At 68.7% G+C, this 17,446-nt stretch carries 14 protein-coding genes and 1 pseudogene; 4 read left to right on the top strand and 11 right to left on the bottom strand.

Annotated elements, in window-relative coordinates:
- The first annotated feature begins 72 nt into the window (after positions 1–72).
- On the top strand, positions 73–1,350 hold the full coding sequence (locus tag E1181_RS04490) for an aminotransferase class I/II-fold pyridoxal phosphate-dependent enzyme (RefSeq protein WP_132672601.1): 1,278 nt from the start codon (positions 73–75) through the stop codon (positions 1,348–1,350).
- Between the two features lie 94 nt (positions 1,351–1,444).
- Here E1181_RS04490 and E1181_RS04485 read toward each other — a convergent pair.
- From E1181_RS04485 to E1181_RS04465, 5 genes and pseudogenes are all read right to left on the bottom strand, one after another.
- Positions 1,445–2,143, bottom strand: a pseudogene (locus E1181_RS04485) (leucine zipper domain-containing protein); the annotation flags it as partial.
- Positions 2,144–2,266: 123 nt separating this feature from the next.
- On the bottom strand, positions 2,267–2,689 hold the full coding sequence (locus E1181_RS04480) for a hypothetical protein (RefSeq protein WP_132672600.1): 423 nt from the start codon (positions 2,687–2,689) through the stop codon (positions 2,267–2,269).
- A 202-nt stretch (positions 2,690–2,891) separates the two neighbouring features.
- A complete protein-coding gene (locus E1181_RS04475) occupies positions 2,892–5,717 on the bottom strand; it encodes a vitamin B12-dependent ribonucleotide reductase (protein WP_132672599.1) in 2,826 nt (941 codons plus the stop codon).
- A 179-nt stretch (positions 5,718–5,896) separates the two neighbouring features.
- Positions 5,897–6,388 (bottom strand): transcriptional regulator NrdR, encoded by a 492-nt coding sequence (gene nrdR, locus E1181_RS04470; RefSeq protein ID WP_132672598.1) that lies wholly within the window; start codon positions 6,386–6,388, stop codon positions 5,897–5,899.
- Between the two features lie 260 nt (positions 6,389–6,648).
- The gene (locus E1181_RS04465; protein WP_132672597.1) at positions 6,649–7,122 is read right to left on the bottom strand and encodes a LysM peptidoglycan-binding domain-containing protein; all 474 of its coding nucleotides are present in this window, start codon (positions 7,120–7,122) and stop codon (positions 6,649–6,651) included.
- Between the two features lie 293 nt (positions 7,123–7,415).
- On the opposite strand from E1181_RS04465, the gene lexA reads away from it, so the two are divergent.
- Positions 7,416–8,081, top strand: coding sequence for a transcriptional repressor LexA (gene lexA, locus E1181_RS04460; RefSeq protein ID WP_235876320.1), 666 nt, complete (start codon positions 7,416–7,418; stop codon positions 8,079–8,081).
- Positions 8,082–8,090: 9 nt separating this feature from the next.
- On the opposite strand, the gene E1181_RS04455 is transcribed toward lexA, so the two are convergent.
- From E1181_RS04455 to miaA, 4 genes are all read right to left on the bottom strand, one after another.
- Positions 8,091–9,122: an esterase-like activity of phytase family protein gene (locus E1181_RS04455; protein ID WP_235876188.1), complete on the bottom strand. Its 1,032-nt coding sequence runs from the start codon at positions 9,120–9,122 to the stop codon at positions 8,091–8,093.
- The gene (gene hflX, locus E1181_RS04450; protein ID WP_132672704.1) at positions 9,112–10,545 is read right to left on the bottom strand and encodes a GTPase HflX; all 1,434 of its coding nucleotides are present in this window, start codon (positions 10,543–10,545) and stop codon (positions 9,112–9,114) included. The genes E1181_RS04455 and hflX overlap by 11 nt, the downstream gene beginning before the upstream one ends.
- Positions 10,546–10,711: 166 nt before the next feature.
- Positions 10,712–11,554, bottom strand: a complete 843-nt coding sequence (gene dapF, locus E1181_RS04445; RefSeq protein WP_132672596.1) for a diaminopimelate epimerase — start codon at positions 11,552–11,554, stop codon at positions 10,712–10,714.
- 9 nt (positions 11,555–11,563) lie between these two features.
- Entirely contained in the window at positions 11,564–12,475 is a 912-nt protein-coding gene (gene miaA, locus E1181_RS04440) for a tRNA (adenosine(37)-N6)-dimethylallyltransferase MiaA (RefSeq protein WP_132672595.1), read from the bottom strand.
- A 588-nt stretch (positions 12,476–13,063) separates the two neighbouring features.
- On the opposite strand from miaA, the gene E1181_RS04430 reads away from it, so the two are divergent.
- Entirely contained in the window at positions 13,064–14,389 is a 1,326-nt protein-coding gene (locus E1181_RS04430; protein ID WP_132672594.1) for a DUF349 domain-containing protein, read from the top strand.
- 89 nt (positions 14,390–14,478) lie between these two features.
- Here E1181_RS04430 and E1181_RS04425 read toward each other — a convergent pair whose 3' ends face one another.
- Together E1181_RS04425 and miaB are read right to left on the bottom strand one after the other, a co-directional pair.
- Entirely contained in the window at positions 14,479–14,931 is a 453-nt protein-coding gene (locus tag E1181_RS04425; protein WP_132672593.1) for an Rv2732c family membrane protein, read from the bottom strand.
- Positions 14,919–16,403 carry a tRNA (N6-isopentenyl adenosine(37)-C2)-methylthiotransferase MiaB gene (gene miaB, locus E1181_RS04420; protein ID WP_132672592.1) on the bottom strand — a complete coding sequence of 495 codons (1,485 nt, stop codon included), beginning with the start codon at positions 16,401–16,403 and terminating at the stop codon, positions 14,919–14,921. The genes E1181_RS04425 and miaB overlap by 13 nt, the downstream gene beginning before the upstream one ends.
- Before the next feature lie 289 nt (positions 16,404–16,692).
- On the opposite strand from miaB, the gene E1181_RS04415 reads away from it, so the two are divergent.
- On the top strand, positions 16,693–17,421 hold the full coding sequence (locus E1181_RS04415) for an amino acid ABC transporter ATP-binding protein (RefSeq protein WP_165944517.1): 729 nt from the start codon (positions 16,693–16,695) through the stop codon (positions 17,419–17,421).
- Positions 17,422–17,446 lie beyond the last annotated feature (25 nt).

Here is a 17,446-nt window from a genome sequence, read left to right as displayed (position 1 = left end):
CTCAAACCGGTTTGCAGGTGAGAGCTAGGCTGTTTGCCGACCCGTTACTCGACACGGCGAAGGAAACAACCGGTGCCTGATCCAGCTTCATCCATTGAAGAGCTGACCGCCCAGCGCGACCGCGCCCACCAGGAGTTCGCAGATCTCGTGGCGCGCGGCCTGAAACTGGATATCACCCGAGGAAAGCCGTCGCCGAAGCAGCTGGACCTGTCCAACGAGCTGCTCGACCTCTCCAGCGGAACCGACGCCGACGGCGCTGACCTGCGCAATTACGGCGGGCTCAACGGCCTTCCCGAGCTGCGGGCGATCTTCAGCGACGACCTGCAGGTGCCGGTCGACCAGCTGCTGGCGGCGGGCAACTCGAGCCTGGAGCTCATGCACGACGCCCTGGTCTTCGCGCTGCTCAACGGCGTGCCCGGCGGCACCCAGCGCTGGGTCGCCGAGCAGGAGATCGCGTTCCTGTGCCCGGTGCCCGGCTACGACCGCCACTTCGCGCTGTCCGAGCGGCTCGGCATCAAGATGATCACCGTACCGATGACGCCCGACGGCCCGGACATGGACGTCGTCGAGCGGCTGGTGGCCGAGGACTCCCGGATCAAGGGCATCTGGTGCGTGCCGAAGTACAGCAACCCGGACGGTGCCGTCTACTCCGACGAGACCGTGCGACGCCTCGCCGCGATGAGCACCGCGGCTCCGGACTTCCGGATCTTCTGGGACAACGCCTACGCGGTGCACCACCTCACCGATGACGAAGCCGAGATCGCCGACGTGCTGGCGCTGTGCGCCGAGCACGGCAACCCCGACCGCGCGCTCGTGTTCGGCTCCACCTCGAAGATCACCTTCGCGGGTGCGGGCGTGGCGTTCTTCGGCTCCTCGCCTGCGAACGTGGAGTGGTGGCTGGCCTCGACGTCCAAGCGCAGCATCGGCCCGAACAAGGTCAACCAGCGGGCGCACGCCCGGCTGCTGCGCGACGCCGCCGGCCTGCGCGAGCACATGCACAAGCACGCCGCGCTGATCCGCCCGAAGTTCGAAGCTGTGGACAAGATCCTCAGCGCTGAGCTGGGCGGCACCGGGCTGGCCAAGTGGAGCAACCCGGCCGGTGGCTACTTCATCAGCCTGGAGGTCCCCGAGGGCTGCGCCAAGGCCGTCGTCGCCAAGGCCAAGGAAGCGGGCATCGCCCTCACCCCTGCCGGTGCGACCCACCCCTACGGTGACGACCCGACGGACTCGGTGATCCGCATCGCGCCGACCTTCCCGGAGCTCGCCGACGTCGAGGCCGCCACCGCGGGCCTGGCCGTCTGCGTTCGCCTCGTCGCCACGGAGAAGATCCTGGCCGAGAAGCAGTCCTGATCTGAGCACGACGAAGGCCGGTGCGGTTCCTCGGGACCGCACCGGCCTTCGTCGTGGGAGCGGGGTTCCAGCTGGAGGCCTAGTTGTGATGTCCCCGTTCGACGGTGACGCCGTGTTCGGCGAACCACGCGACAGCGCCGTGCAGCACATCGATCGCGGTGGTCGTTTTCTCGTCCTGGCGGATTTCGGCGTAGGCGACCCTGGAATGGTCATCGATGACGGTGTGCAGGTAAGCAGTGCCCAGCAGTGGGGCGTGGTGACGGTCGCGCTCGCCGGTGCGGTGTGCTGTGAGGGCGCGGTTGCGTTTTCCCTGGTGCCGTCCGAGGTAGCGCCAGCCGCCACCGTCGGGGATGTTGCCGAACTTGGTGACGTCGACGTGGATCAGCGATCCGGGGTGGTCGTGTTCGTAGCGGCGTAAGGGTTCGCCGGTGACCCGGTCGATTCGTGCGAGCCGGTTGATCCGGCAGCGCACCAGGACCGCGTGCACGGTCGAGGCCGGCATGCCCACACGCCCGCCGATCTGGACCGGGCCCAGCCGGTGACGCCACCGCAGCCCCACGATCCGCCGCACGAGCTGATCAGGGGTTTTGTTCGGGCTGTGGTGCGGCCGGCAACTGCGATCACGCATTCCCGCGACGCCTTCGACCCGGTACCGCTGGGCCCACTTCCGTGCTGTTCTCGGAGCCACCATGAACATCTTCGCCGCATGAGTGGCCGTCCAGCCCTCCTCGACGATCAAACGAGCCAATCGCAGCCGGGTACGTGGGGTCAGCGTGGCGTTAGGGTGGGACACGAAGGCCTCCGGTTGATGAAGCGGTTCCTAGACAGCTCCACTTCACAACCAGAGGCCTTCACCTGTCTGCAGAATAGGACCAACTCACACACCACGACCGGGACAACCTCCCGGACATCACACCTAGTCCTGGAGGACCAGCGGCCAGGCGTCCTCGTAGTGGATGCCTGGTTCCGGCGGGATGGGCTCACCGGCGTCGGGGTCGACGCACCCCAGGTCGAACGCCTCAGCGGCGCGAACCGGACTGACCGTTCCGTCTTCGATGAACCAGCCGTACACGTGCTTGATCAGGACGTCGCTGCCCTCGGAATCGGTGAACGCGACCTCGTCGGTGAGCGAGTGGAGGACGAGCGACACCATCGTCCCCTCGTGCAGCAACTCGTCGAGGAAGCGCTCGACCTCGGGGTTGTCCAGGACCAGTTCACCGCGGTGGTCCAACGCCGCCAGGCTGTTCACCGACCGGTCCGGAAACCCCGTCACGGTCAGGACGTGCACTCCCGGTGCGGCGAAAAGGACCGCGTTCTTCAGCAAGCTTCGTGCCCGCATCTCCACCTCCGCGTGTTTCGGTGCGGACGAGAGTGCCGAACCAGGGGCTCGCCGTTCGTCGTCTCACGACGCCCGCCCCACGGCTATCCCCCGAACGTGAGCACGCGTGCTGGGCGAATGCGAAAGGCGTTGACACGAAAGAAGTCCGGGTTGGGCGTGTTGGTCACGCCCACCCCGGACTTCGGTCATTCAGCGCTCAGGCTCAGCTGCAGCCCGACGTGGAGCCGCAGCCCTCGCAGAGGTAGCACGAGCCCGACGGGCGCATCTTCGTACCGCAGGTCATGCACAGCGGCGCGTCGGCGGCCTTGCCCAGCTGGAGCTCGAGCAGCTCGGTGGAGCTGCCCGCGCGGACCTCCTGCTTGGACTCGGACTTCTCCTCGGCCTTCGCGTAGTCCACCGTGGACCGCATGGTGTCCAGGTCGACGTTGTCCGAAGGCTGAGCCGGTTCCGTGTTGTTGACCTGGGCTTCCCGCTCGTCCACGGTGAAGATGCCCAGCTGGGCGCGCTTCTCGTAGGGCAGGTAGTCCAGCGCCAGGCGGCGGAACAGGTAGTCCAGGACGCTGCTGGCCATCCGGATGTCCGGGTCGTCGGTCATGCCGGCCGGCTCGAAGCGCAGGTTCTGGAACTTCGAGACGTAGAACTCCAGCGGGATGCCGTACTGCAGACCCACCGAGATCGACATGGAGAAGGCGTCCATCACACCGGCCAGGGTCGATCCCTGCTTGCCGAGCTTGACGAAGATCTCGCCCAGCCCGTCGTCGGGGTACGAACCGGCGTGCAGGTAGCCCTCGGCACCGCCGACGGTGAACGACACCGTCTGGCTCGGGCGCTTCTTCGGCAGGCGCTTGCGGACCGGGCGGTACTCGATCTGCTTCTCGACGACCTTCTCCGACTCGCCCTTGTCGCCCTTGCCGGCGGACAGCGGCTGGCCGACCTTGCAGTTGTCGCGGTAGATCGCCAGCGCCTTCAGGCCCAGCTTCCAGCCCTCGAAGTAGAGCTCCTCGACCTCTTCGACGGTCGCCGACTCCGGCATGTTCACCGTCTTGGAGATCGCACCCGAGATGAACGGCTGCACCGCGGCCATCATCCGCACGTGGCCCATCGGCGCGATCGAGCGCTCGCCCATCGCGCAGTCGAAGACCTCGTAGTGCTCCTGGCGCAGACCAGGCGCGTCCACGACGTGACCGTGCTCGGCGATGTACTCGACGATCGCCTCGATCTGCTCTTCCTGGTAGCCCAGGGCCTGCAGGGCGCGCGGGACCGTCTGGTTGACGATCTGCATCGAGCCGCCGCCGACCAGCTTCTTGAACTTCACCAGCGCCAGGTCGGGCTCGACACCGGTGGTGTCGCAGTCCATCATCAGGCCGATCGTGCCGGTCGGGGCCAACACCGACGCCTGGGCGTTGCGCCAGCCGTTGCGGTTCCCGATCTCCAGACCCTGCTGCCACACCTTGGTGGCCAGCTTGTGCACGGTCTTGTCGTTGTGGTGGTAGGTGCGCACCAGGTCGTTGGCAGCGGCGTGCTTGCGCATGACCCGCTGGTGGCCCTCGGCGTTGCGGGCGTAGCCATCGTAGGGGCCGACGACACCGGCGAGCTCGGCCGAACGCTTGTAGGCGGTGCCGGTCATCAGCGAGGTGATCGCCGCCGCCAGCGCACGACCGCCGTCGGAGTCGTAGGCGTGACCGGTGGCCATCAGCAGCGCGCCGAGGTTGGCGTAACCGATGCCGAGCTGGCGGAACTTGCGGGTCGTGACGCCGATCGACTCCGTCGGGAAGTCCGCGAAGCAGATCGAGATGTCCATCGCGGTGATGACGAACTCGACGGCCTTCTCGAACAGCTCGGCGTCGAAGGTCAGGTCATCGCGCAGGAACTTCATCAGGTTCAACGAGGCCAGGTTGCAGCTGGAGTTGTCCAGGTGCATGTACTCCGAGCACGGGTTGGACGCGGTGATCCGGCCCGTCTCCGGCGAGGTGTGCCAGTCGTTGATCGTGTCGTCGTACTGGATGCCCGGGTCGGCGCATTCCCACGCGGCCTTGGCCAGCTTGCGGAACAGGTCGCGGCCCTTGACGGTGTCGATCACGTCGCCGTCGGTGCGGGAGCGCAAGCCGAAGTCGTTGTCGCTCTCGACCGAGCGCATGAACTCGTCGGAGACGCGCACCGAGTTGTTGGCGTTCTGGTACTGCACCGAGTTGGAGTCCGCGCCACCGAGGTCCATGTCGAAACCGGCGTCGCGCAGCGCGCGGATCTTGTGCTCCTCGCGCGCCTTGGTCTCGATGAACTCCTCGACGTCCGGGTGGTCGACGTCGAGGACGACCATCTTGGCCGCGCGACGGGTCGCGCCACCGGACTTGATGGTGCCCGCCGAGGCGTCCGCGCCGCGCATGAACGAGACCGGGCCGGAAGCGGTGCCACCGGAGGACAGCAGCTCCTTGGAGGAGCGGATGCGGGACAGGTTCAGCCCGGCACCGGAACCGCCCTTGAAGATCAGGCCCTCTTCCTTGTACCAGTCGAGGATCGACTCCATCGTGTCGTCGACCGACAGGATGAAGCAGGCCGAGACCTGCTGGCGCGAGCTGGTTCCCACGTTGAACCAGACGGGCGAGTTGAAGCTGAAGACCTGGTGCAACAGCATGTAGGTCAGCTCGTGCTCGAAGATCTCCGCGTCCTCGTCGGTCGCGAAGTAGTCGTTCTCGACGCCGGAGGCGACGTAGGTCTTCACGACGCGGTCGATCAGCTGCCGCAGGCTGCCCTCCCGCTCGTCGGTGCCGACGGCACCGCGGAAGTACTTGCTGGTGACGATGTTGACCGCGTTCAACGACCAGAAGTCGGGGAACTCGACCCCGCGCTGCTCGAAGTTGACCGAACCGTCCCGCCAGTTGGTCATCACCACGTCGCGACGCTCCCACTTGACGTCGTCGTAGGGGTGCACCCCCTCGGTGGTGTAGACGCGCTCAACCCGGATGCCCTTGCGAGCATCTGCTTCCGGCTCCCCCGCTGCGCCGGCCGGGCTACCGACGGTCTCTGTCATGACCTGCCCCTTTTCCTTCTTCATCGCTCGCTCAGTCGCTCGTCGCGTTTCGTCGGCCCCGTCCGGGCTCCCCGTCCGGTTCGGTCGTGACTCTGTTCTCTTCGCCGTCCCCGCCCGGGGCTGCGAATGGCCTTTCGCGCTTCCGCCCCCTCTGCGGGACGCACGCCGTCGCGGCTTGCTCAACCGCCGCACTCCACGTCTAGTTGCTCGCCGTCCCGCAGTGACTCCCTCGCAGCCCGCAGGTCGGTGATTTCCTTCTCGAAGTCCTCCACCGAGGAGTACGCGCGGTAAACGCTCGCGAAGCGCAGGTAGGCGACTTCGTCCAGTTCCCGCAGCGGACCGAGGATGGCCAGCCCGACTTCGTGGCTGGGCAGCTCGGCGACGCCGGAGGACCGGATCGCCTCCTCCACCTGGTGCGCCAACTGCTGCAGCGCGTCCTCTTCTACAGGACGCCCCTGACAGGCCCGGCGGACACCGGTGACCACTTTCTCCCGGCTGAAGGGCTCGGTGACGCCCGATCGCTTCACGACCGACAACACCAGCTCTTCGATCGTCGTGAACCGGCGACCACACGCCGAGCACGAGCGTCGGCGGCGGATCGCCTGGCCGTCCTCCACTTCGCGCGAGTCCACGACCCTGGAGTCATCGCCGCGGCAGAACGGGCACCGCACCGGCCATTCACCCCCCTTCCCCCTTGGAGGTCGTCAGCCGGTCCCACCGGCCCGCGACCACGTACGTCCACGGGGTACCCAGAACCCTGGAAGCCCAATCTATGGACTAACCACATGGACGTAACTACTAGATGTTGTGGTCGACTTTAAACCCGCGCCGGACCGCGTTGCAAACCGACACACCTGTGTCGCCCGGCCGGATGACGCACCCCTCGCCCCAGCTGGGAAAACCCGGCGAACCACAACATCTTGGGGTTCGGTCAGCTACCGACCGGCACCACCAGGAATCGGCCCGCTTCCGCGGAAGGCGCCCCGAGACCGTTGAGCTCGACGATGCGATCGACCGCCGCGCGGGGGTCGGCATCGGGTGTCATGCGCGTCGCGATGCTCCACAGAGTGTCCCCCGTTCGCACCTGCACAACGGTGGTACCTCCCGCCACCGGCGCGTCGCCCGCCCCGAACAGCCCCACCAGCACCACGCCGAGGAAGGCTGCGGCGGCGACGCCGGAGAGCACGAGCCACTCGCCGAGTCTGCCCTTCTCCAGCACCGGCCTGGCGCACGATCTGGCTTCGGCGGCCTGCCCGCGACGCCGAGCCTCGATCACCCGCCCATGCGGGCGACGAGCCTCGGCCCGACGCAGGGGCGACACGATCGGCTCGACTTCCGGCCGACCGGCGAGCGACTCCCGCTCAACAGGCCGAACTCGCCGTACTGTGTCGATGAACGTGGTCATGTCGCCTCCCGCGCGGAACGATGATCGAAAGGTTGTTCGATCGAACCTCCGTGCGATTGTGTACCAAGAGTGGCCTTCAGCGCGAGACCCTGAGCCAAAATTAACTCGAACAGGTGTTTGATCTCCGTGTTTACCGCGTCTACTGTGGAAAGCGAGCAGCGGACGGCGAACACCGGTGACCAGATCCGGGGCGGCACACCGCTCGATGAAGACCAGCACCGCAGTTCACACGGATTCAGGAGGCAGCGGTGGCGAGAAATGCGACCGGCTCTATCGGGGGCCGCGTAGACGACATCAAGGACTCCCCTGCCGAGGTGGACACCGTGCCAGAGCAGGCCACCGCGGCCGAGGAGCTCAGCGACCGCCAGCTCAAGGTGCTGGAGGCCATCCGGGAGTGGATGAGCGAGCACGGCTATCCACCCAGCGTCCGGGAGATCGGTGACGCGGTGGGCCTGACGTCGACCTCCTCGGTCGCCTACCAACTGCGCGTGCTGGAGCGGAAGGGCTTCCTGCGCCGCGACCCGCACCGGCCGCGCACCGTGGGCGTGCTGGTCGGCGGCGAGCCGGAGAACGAGGCTCAGTCGAAGCCGGCCTACGTCCCGGTCGTCGGTCGCATCGCGGCGGGCGGTCCGATCCTGGCGGAGGAGTCCATCGAGGACGTCTTCCCGCTGCCCAAGGAGATCGTCGGCGACGGAACCCTGTTCCTGCTGAAGGTCGTCGGCGACTCGATGGTCGACCTGGCCATCACCGATGGCGACTGGGTCGCCGTCCGCCAGCAGCCCGACGCGGACAACGGCGAGGTCGTCGCGGCGATGATCGACGGCGAGGCGACGGTGAAGACCTTCAAGCGCACCGACGAGCACGTCTGGCTGATGCCGCACAACTCGGCCTACGAGCCGATCCTGGGTGACGACGCCCAGATCCTCGGCAAGGTCGTCGCAGTCCTGCGCCGCCTCTGAGCGAGGCGGTCAGGAGCGCTTGCGGCGCCAGCTGACGAGGTAGACCAGCAGGGCGGCGATGACTCCGGCGAACAGCAGCGCGCGACCGGTGGACATGCCGCCCTCCTCGGTCGCGGGCTGGGCCTGGTCGCCGTCGCCGCCGGACGGCGCGGGCTGGTCGGTGGCCGTCTCAGCCGACGGGTCGCCGTCCGCCCCGGCGACGCGGCGGACCGCTTCTCCACCTTCTGAACCGGACAGCAGGCTGCCGTCGGGTTGCCAGGCGATGGCTTCGCCCTGCTCCTCGTCCGGGAGCGGAATCCGCACCGGTTCGCCCTTGAGCGCTTCGAGCACGTCCCCGTTCGGCGAGCGGTAGACGTAGGCCTCGTTGTAGGTGCGCAGCGCCACCAGCGTGCCGTCCGCGCTCACCGATCCACCCGTGACCAGAACCGAACCCATCGATCCGTCGAGCGGTCCGCCCGGGGTCTTCGTCGCGCGCAGGGACACCGAACCGACCCGTTCCATCGGGACGACCCGCCCTGCGTCCAACAGTTCCGCGGGCCGGTACACCCCCGCCCAGCCGAGCGGCTCCTTGGTGACGATGTGCGGCACTCCGGCCCGATCCAGCAGCAGCGCCTCGGCGTCGTGCGGACTGTCCGGATAGGACATCCGGTACAGCGCGGAACCGCCGTTGCGGTCCAGCACGTGCAGCGCCACGTTCTCCCGCTTGTGCCGGTTGTCGCCGGTGTCGGCCAGCCAGAGCGCTCCGTCCGGAGCCAGCGCCAGGTCCTCGACGTCGTAGGGATCGCTGTCGCCCGTGCGTTGCGAGCGGACCTCGCAGGTCCGCGGGTCGAGCACGAAGGCCCGCGCCCGCGATCCGCTGTCGTTGACGGCGTACCAGTTGTCCCCGTCCGAGGCCAGACCGGACAGCTCGGAGAGCCCGGATTCCTCGATGGTGCACAACTCCACCGGAGCCGACTGCGCGTGCGCGGGCGCGCCGGAGAGGATCGCGCAGGCGGCGAGCAGCGCGGCCCCGGTCAGGCCGCCGGCTCGGTCAGGCCGCACCGTTGGCCGCGAAGGGCTCGATCAGCGAGGCCAGGTCCGGGCGGACCTTGGCCTGGATCCGGGTGCCCTCGGGCGTGTGCTCCTCCTCGACGACCTCGCCGTCGCTGTGCAGCCGCGCCACCAGGTCACCCCGCGTGTAGGGGATCAGGGCGTCGACGAACACCTCCGGGCGCGGGAGCCTGTCGGCGATGATCTCGCGCAGGTGCTCGATGCCCTTGCCGCTGTGGGCCGAGACGAGCACGGCCTCCGGCAACAGGCGGCGCAGTTCGGCCATGCGCGTCGCGTCCACCGAGTCGATCTTGTTGACGACGAGCAGCTCTGGAGGCATCTCCGACTTGTGCTCCGCGGAGATCTCGCTGAGCACCTCGCGCACGGCGGCGACCTGCTCGTGCGGCGACGCCTCGGAGCCGTCGACGACGTGGACCAGCAGGTCCGCGCTGGCGACCTCTTCGAGGGTGGAGCGGAACGCCTCGACCAGCTGGTGCGGCAGGTGGCGCACGAACCCGACGGTGTCGGTGAGCGTGTGCGGCTGGCCATCGGGTGTGACGGCCTTGCGGGTGGTCGGGTCCAGAGTCGCGAACAGGGCGTCCTCGACCAGAACACCGGCACCGGTCAACGCGTTGAGCAGGCTGGACTTGCCGGCGTTGGTGTAGCCGGCGATGGCCACGCCGGGGACCTCGTTGGACTCGCGGCGGCTGCGCTTGGTGCCGCGGACCGTCTTCATCGCGGCCAGTTCCTTGCGCAGCTTGCTGATGCGCTTGTGGATGCTCCGGCGGTCGGTCTCCAGCTTGGTCTCACCGGGACCACGGGTGCCCACACCGCCGTTGGCGCCCGCCCGGCCACCGGCCTGACGGGACATCGTTTCACCCCAGCCGCGCAGTCGCGGCAGGAAGTACTGCAGCTGAGCGAGCTCGACCTGCGCCTTGCCCTCCTTGGAACGGGCGTGCTGGGCGAAGATGTCGAGGATCAGCGCGGTGCGGTCGACCACCTTGACCTTGAGCTTCTCCTCCAGCTGCCGCAGCTGGCCGGGCGAGAGCTCACCATCGCAGATGACCGTGTCGGCGCCGTTGGAGGCGACCAGGTCGCGCAGCTCGCGGACCTTGCCGGAGCCGATGTAGGTACCGGGGTCGGGACGGTCGCGCCGCTGGATGATGCCTTCGAGCACCTCCGAACCGGCGGTCTCGGCGAGGCGGGCGAGCTCGGCGAGCGACGCGTCGGCGTGCGCGGCGTCGCCCTCGGTCCAGACGCCCACCAAAACGACGCGCTCCAGCCGCAGCCGCCGGTACTCGACCTCGGTGATGTCCTCGAGCTCGGTGGACAGCCCGGAGATCCGCCGCAGCGAGGCGCGGTCTTCCAGCTCCATCTCGCCGGTGGAAGGCTCACCACCGGCCAGGATCGGTTCGAATTCGTCGCCGTCGGCCATGTCCTGGTCCAAGGCGGCGTCGTGGTCGAGCTCTGGGGATGCGGTCAAGGAATCTCTCATCTCACGGTCATTGTCCCACGCTGCGCGACCCATTTTCACTCGCTGCGCTTGCCCGAACCCGTCCGCGCAGCACTGAACTGCGGGTTCGGGATCGTCGAAGAGGTCGTCACGGGTTCTGCCACCAGTCGGGGTCCAGCCGTCCTCCACCGACCAGCACGGCAGGGCCGGTCAGGGTGGAACCGCTCGCGGTGATCTCCACCTCGACGGTGCCGCCGGGGATGTGCACGACCCGGCGACCGGTGGTCTGACCTGCGGCGTGCAGGGCGGCGGCGGTCGCGGCGACCGTGCCGGTGCCGCAGGAGCGGGTCTCGCCGACACCGCGCTCGTGCACCCGCATCCGCACCTCGTCGCCGCCGAGCGGCCGCACGAACTCGACGTTCACGCCGTCCGGGAACAGGTTCACGTCGTGCGGCGGGGCTGCGCTGAGGTCGAGGGCGTCGAGATCGTGGCCTCCGACGCAGGCCAGGTGCGGGTTGCCGACGTCGACGGCAACGCCGGCGAAAGCGGTGCCGTTCACCGTGGTGGTGGACTCGCCGAAGATCTTGGCCTGCCCCATCTCGACGGTCACCCGGCCGTCCTGGTGGGTGTGCACGGGGCGGATGCCCGCGCGGGTGCCGACCTGCAGGTCCCCGGACGGGGCGAGTCCGGACGCGACGAGGTAGCGGGCGAACACGCGCACGCCGTTGCCGCACATCTCGGCGATCGATCCATCGGCGTTGCGGTAGTCCATGAACCACACGTCCGAGGGGACGTCGGCCGGGGCGTCGGGCAGGTTGCCCGCGCGGATCACGCGCAGCACGCCGTCCGCGCCCAGACCGCGCTGCCGGTCGCACAGAGCGCGCACCCGATCGCCGGTGAGCTCCAGCTCACCGTCCGGGTCGGGCAGGATGACGAAGTCGTTCTGGGTCCCGTGGCCCTTGATGTACTCGGGTCCTCCGAAGGCGTGCACGTCGCCAGTCTACGGATTCACCAGGGCACGGACATGGTCGGCAAGCTCGGGGTCCGCGGCGTCGAACCAGTTGATGCGCTCGTCGCGGCGGAACCACGAGCGCTGCCGCCGGACGAAGCGGCGCGTCAACCGTGCGGTCTCGGCCGCGGCGGCGGTCATGTCGTCCGCGCCGTCGAACTCGGCCAGCACCTGCTGGTAGCCCAGCGCACGACTGGCGGTGCGGCCGTGGCGCAGCCCCTTCTCCTCCAGGCGGCGCACCTCATCGACCAGGCCGGAGTCGAACATGCGGGTCACGCGCTCGTCGACGCGATCATCGAGGTCCTCGGCGGGCCGGTCCAGGCCGACCAGGACCGTGCCGTAGCGGGGCGGGCCCGGGGTGGGCAGGTTCGCCGAGAACGGCTCGCCGGTGATCTCGATGACCTCCAGCGCCCGCACGATGCGACGTCCGTTGCTGGTCAGGATGGCCGCCGCGGCGGCGGGGTCGAGTTCGGCGAGCCTCCGGTGCAGCGCGACCGGTCCGAGCTTGGCCAGCTCGTCCTCGTACTTCTGCCGCACCTGCGGATCGGTCCCGGGGAACGTCAGGTCGTCCACGACCGCCTGCACGTAGAGCCCGGACCCGCCCACGAGGATCGGGGTGCGACCGCGGGCGAGCACGTCCTCCAGGTCGGCTCGGGCCGCTCGCTGGTACGCGGCGACCGAGGCGGTCTCGGTGACGTCGAGGACGTCGAGCTGGTGGTGCGGGACGCCCCGCCGCTCGTCGAGGGTGAGCTTGGCGGTGCCGATGTCCATCCCGCGGTAGAGCTGCATCGCGTCGGCGTTGATCACCTCGCCGTCGAACCGCTCGGCGAGCAGCACGGCGAGGTCGGACTTTCCGGTGGCTGTGGGCCCGACGACGGCGACGGGGTGCGGGAGCGAAGACACACCAGAACTCTAAGTGCCCACTGCCCGGTTCCGTCCGCCCGGAGCGGGTCGTGGCGCCACTCGAAGCGGTGTGCGATCTGAATCGCGTCGGGAAGGATGGATCTGCACCAACGACCACCCATTCGGCGTTCGAATCCGTCAGACTGGACAGGGCGCGCGAACAGGCGCCCCGCAACCGCTCGGCTTCGGCGCCGGCGAGCACAGCCAGCGCGAGGACCAGCAGCGGCGGGTGCGGCACGATGACACGGGTGATCGCACTCGTGCACGGCATGGGGTCACGGGCGAGTTGGCTGGAGCAGGTGGCCGCGCACTGCGGCGGATCGAACCGATGCGAGGCATCGGCACCCTGCTCGCTGCCGCCACACGGGTGACCGATGACAATGAAGCCGTGCAGGTCATGAGGTCCCGAGGTTTCAGCCGGGCACCGATTCGGGTATGGAGTACCGAATCGGCTGTTGACCTGTTTGAATGCGCCAGCGGAGGCCGGACCATCCGACGGTTCGGGCTGACGCTTGCTGGGCCCCGCCGATGCGGGGCGCCCGTGGCTGACACGGGCATCGAAGCGGGCACGCAAGGAGGAAGCCGGCCATGACGCACCAGGACACGAGCCCCGAGTCGGTCGCCAGCAAGGCGGTCGCGGACTCGACCAGCAGCAACACCGGGTCACCCGCGGTCGCGCCCGCAGTACCGAAGGCTTCCGCGGACCCCTCCAAGTGGGGACGGGTGGACGCCGACGGCACGGTGTACGTGAGCACCGCCGACGGTGAGCGGGCGATCGGTTCCTGGCAGGCCGGTGATGCGGCCGAAGGCCTCGCCCTCTACGCGCGCAAGTTCGACGACATGGTCACCGAGGTCGAGCTGCTGGAGACCCGACTGGGCACCCACGCCGGCGAGCCCAAGCACACGCTGACCAGCGCCAAGCACCTGCAGGAATCGTTGGCCGAGGCCGCGGTGATCGGCGACCTGGCCGCCCTGGGCGCCCGCATCGAGCACCTGCTGGCCCGCGCCGAGGAAGCGGTCGAGGGCGCCAAGCACGAGAAGGAGCGCGCCCGGACCGAGGCGATCGCCCGCAAGGAAGCGCTGGTCGCCGAGGCCGAGGAGATCGCCCACGAGGCGACGCACTGGAAGTCGGCCGGTGACCGACTGCGCCAGATCCTCGACGAGTGGAAGAAGGTCCGCGGCGTCGACCGCAAGACCGACGAGCAGCTGTGGCGGCGGTTCTCCAAGGCCCGCGACGCCTTCAGCCGCCGTCGCGGCTCGCACTTCGCCGAGCTGGACCGCCAGCGCGCGGCGGCCAAGGCTCACAAGCAGGAGCTGGTCGAGGAGGCCGAGTCGCTCACCGAGTCCAGCGACTGGGGCGACACCGCCAACCGCTACAAGCAGCTGATGGCCGACTGGAAGGCCGCCGGTCGCGCGCCCAAGGACAGCGATGAGGCGCTCTGGCAGCGCTTCCGGGCCGCGCAGGACCGGTTCTTCAGCCGCCGGTCGGAGGCGTTCTCCGAGCGCGACGCCGAGTTCGCCGCCAACGCCAAGCTCAAGGAGGAGCTGCTGGTCGAGGCCGAGCAGATCGACCCGTCGGCCGACCTGAAGGCCGCGCAGGCGCAGCTGCAGCGCGTGCAGGAGCGCTGGGACGAGATCGGCAAGGTGCCGCGCGAGCGGATGCGCGAGCTGGAGGGCAGGCTTCGCGCCGTGGCCGACAAGGTCCGCGACGCGGTCGACGCCCAGTGGCGCCGCACGGACCCGGAGGCCCAGGCCCGCGTCGACCAGTTCCGCGACCGCGTCGAGCAGTTCGAGGCTCAGGCGGAGAAGGCCCGCGCCGCGGGCGACGAGCGCCGCGCGAAGAAGGCCGACGAGCAAGCCGCCCAGTGGCGCGAATGGCTGCACGCAGCAGAACAGGCCATCGCTAACCGCTGACCCGCGCCAACGACGACGCCCGCACCGGACTCGGTGCGGGCGTCATCGCTCTGCGGGCGGTTGTGGTCAGAACGCGAACCAGCAACCGCTCAGTCGCGGGACCAGACGATGCGCATCCACTGGATCGCCAGGACGGCCATGCAGATGACCGCGAGCACCAGGCCGAGGCCCGGTCCGGCCTGGCCGCTGGTCTGGCGGGACCAGATCGCGATCATGCCTTCGAAGGTGACCACGAGTCCGGCGACACCGGCCAGGAAGGACGCGCCCCAGCGGCGGGTGATCAGCGCCAGCGCGCCGAAGCCCAGGCCGACGATCGCGGAGTTGATCGCGAACAGCCGTGGCAGCAGCCCCACCTTCAGCGACGGATCCGCATGCCCGGTCAGCACCTCGTACCCGGGACTGCCGCCCACCCAGGGCAGCAGCGAGCTCACCACGAGCGCCAGCATCACCGTGGCGATGACCAGCGCCTTGGCTCCCGGTTCGAACCGCCGCAGCACCTCACCGCGGCTCTTCACGTCCTGTTCCTCGCTCAACACGCACATCCCTGCTGCGCCGCCGGCTGCGAAGCCGGGGCACCGATGGAGGGCAGCCCGAGGCTGACCCCGGAGGTCTTGGGGCGCACGCCCTCTTCCCAGTGGTCGCCCGCCCGGGTGCGGCGGTGGCCTGAGATGTCGGCGTCGGCGACCAGGTGGTGCGGGGCGGCGCGGGTGACCGTGGTGCGCACGAGGTCGCCGGGCCGGATCTCGCCGTCGAGCGCGCCGGTGGGCGTGAAGTGCACCAGGCGGCCGTCGCGGGCGCGGCCGGAGAGCCGGTGGGTCTCGGCGTCCTTGCGCCCCTCCCCTTCGGCGACCAGCAGCTCGACCTCGCGTCCGACGATCTTCTTGTTCTCGTCCCAGGAGATCTCGTTCTGCAGCGCGACCAGGCGGTCGTAGCGCTGCTGCACGATCTCCTTGGGCAGCTGGTCGGGCATGTCGGCAGCGGGCGTGCCCGGTCGCTTGGAGTACTGGAAGGTGAAGGCGCTGGAGAACCGGGCGCGCCGCACGACCTCCATCGTGGCCTCGAAGTCCTCCTCGGTCTCCCCGGGGAAGCCGACGATGATGTCGGTGGTGATGGCCGCTTCCGGCATGGCCGTGCGGACCTTGCCCACGATGTCGAGGAAGCGCTCGCTGCGGTAGGAGCGGCGCATCGCCTTGAGGACGCGGTCCGAGCCGGACTGCAGCGGCATGTGCAGCTGCGGGCAGACGTTGGGGGTCGCGGCCATCGCCTCGATGACGTCGTCGGTGAAGTCGCGCGGGTGCGGCGAGGTGAAGCGGACCCGCTCCAGGCCCTCGATCTCGCCGCAGGAGCGCAGCAGCTTGCCGAAGGCGAAGCGGTCGCCGAACTCCACGCCGTAGGCGTTGACGTTCTGGCCGAGCAAGGTCACTTCGAGCACGCCCTCTGCCACCAGCGCCTCGACCTCGGAGAGGATCTCGCCGGGCCGGCGGTCCTTCTCCTTGCCTCGCAGCGCGGGCACGATGCAGAAGGTGCAGGTGTTGTTGCAGCCGACCGACACCGACACCCAGCCGGAGTAGGCGGAGTCGCGGCGGGCGGGGAGCGTGGACGGGAAGACGTCCAGCGACTCCAGGATCTCGACCTCGGCTTCCTGGTTGTGCCGCGCGCGTTCCAGCAGCGTCGGCAGCGAACCGAGGTTGTGGGTGCCGAAGACGACGTCGACCCAGGGCGCCTTCTTGACGATCGTGTCGCGGTCCTTCTGCGCGAGGCAGCCACCGACGGCGATCTGCATGTTCGGGTTGACGTCCTTCTGCGGACGCATGTGGCCGAGCGTGCCGTAGAGCCGGTTGTCGGCGTTCTCGCGCACGGCGCAGGTGTTGAACACGACCACGTCGGCGGGCATCTCCCGACCGTTGTCGGCCCGCACGTACCCGGCGTCTTCCAGCATGCCCGCGAGCCGCTCGGAATCGTGCACGTTCATCTGGCAGCCGAAAGTGCGGATCTCGTACGTCTTCGTGCTCACCGTTCCACGGTAGCGCCTGGTCAGATCGCCGATTCACCCGCCCGGACCGATGATGGAGCGGAAGGAACACGCTGCGGGTGATTACTGACCGCAACGAACGGCTGGAAATCCCCGACACGATAGGCGGTCAGGCGGACGACGCTAACTCCGTTGCGTAACGGAGTTGAAACAACGTATCGATCCCAACCTCTGGACTCCGCAGCCACGACAGGCTTAAGTTTCGGCCATCGAAATCCACATACGACGCATTCGGGAGCACTGGATGACCGCAGCCCCCACGGACGTTCCGATGATCCGGATGTCCGCGGTCGACAAGTTCTTCGGCTCACTGCACGTGCTGCGGTCGATCGACCTCGACGTGCCCAAGGGGCAGGTCGTCGTGGTCCTGGGCCCGTCCGGCTCCGGAAAGTCGACGCTGTGCCGGGCTATCAACCGGCTGGAACCGATCAACGACGGGTCGATCGAGATCGACGGCGTGCCGCTGCCGGCCGAAGGACGAGCCCTGGCCGAGCTGCGCGCCGACGTCGGCATGGTCTTCCAGCAGTTCAACCTCTTCGCGCACAAGACGATCCTGGAGAACGTCACGCTCGGGCCGATCAAGGTTCGCGGGCAGAGCCGGGACGAGGCCCAGCGCGACGCGATGACGCTGCTGGAGCGGGTCGGCATCACCGACCAGGCTCAGAAGTACCCGGCACAGCTCTCCGGCGGCCAGCAGCAGCGGGCGGCGATCGCCCGGGCGCTGGCGATGAAGCCGAAGGTCATGCTCTTCGACGAGCCGACCTCCGCGCTGGACCCGGAGATGGTCAACGAGGTGCTCGACGTGATGACCGGTCTCGCTGAAGAGGGCATGACCATGGTCGTCGTCACGCACGAGATGGGTTTCGCACGCCGCGCCGCGCACCGCGTGCTGTTCATGGCCGATGGCGAGGTCGTCGAGGACGCCGAGCCCCAGAAGTTCTTCGGCGAGCCGAAGAGCGACCGGGCGAAGGACTTCCTCGGCAAGATCCTCACCCACTGAGTGTCACCACCACTGCACAGAGAGG

The sequence above is a fragment of the Saccharopolyspora terrae genome (genome assembly GCF_004348435.1).
GTDB classification, from domain to species: domain Bacteria; phylum Actinomycetota; class Actinomycetes; order Mycobacteriales; family Pseudonocardiaceae; genus Saccharopolyspora; species Saccharopolyspora endophytica.
The sequence above is the reverse complement of the archived record's forward strand: the minus strand, read 5'-3'. Positions and strand labels throughout refer to the sequence as shown.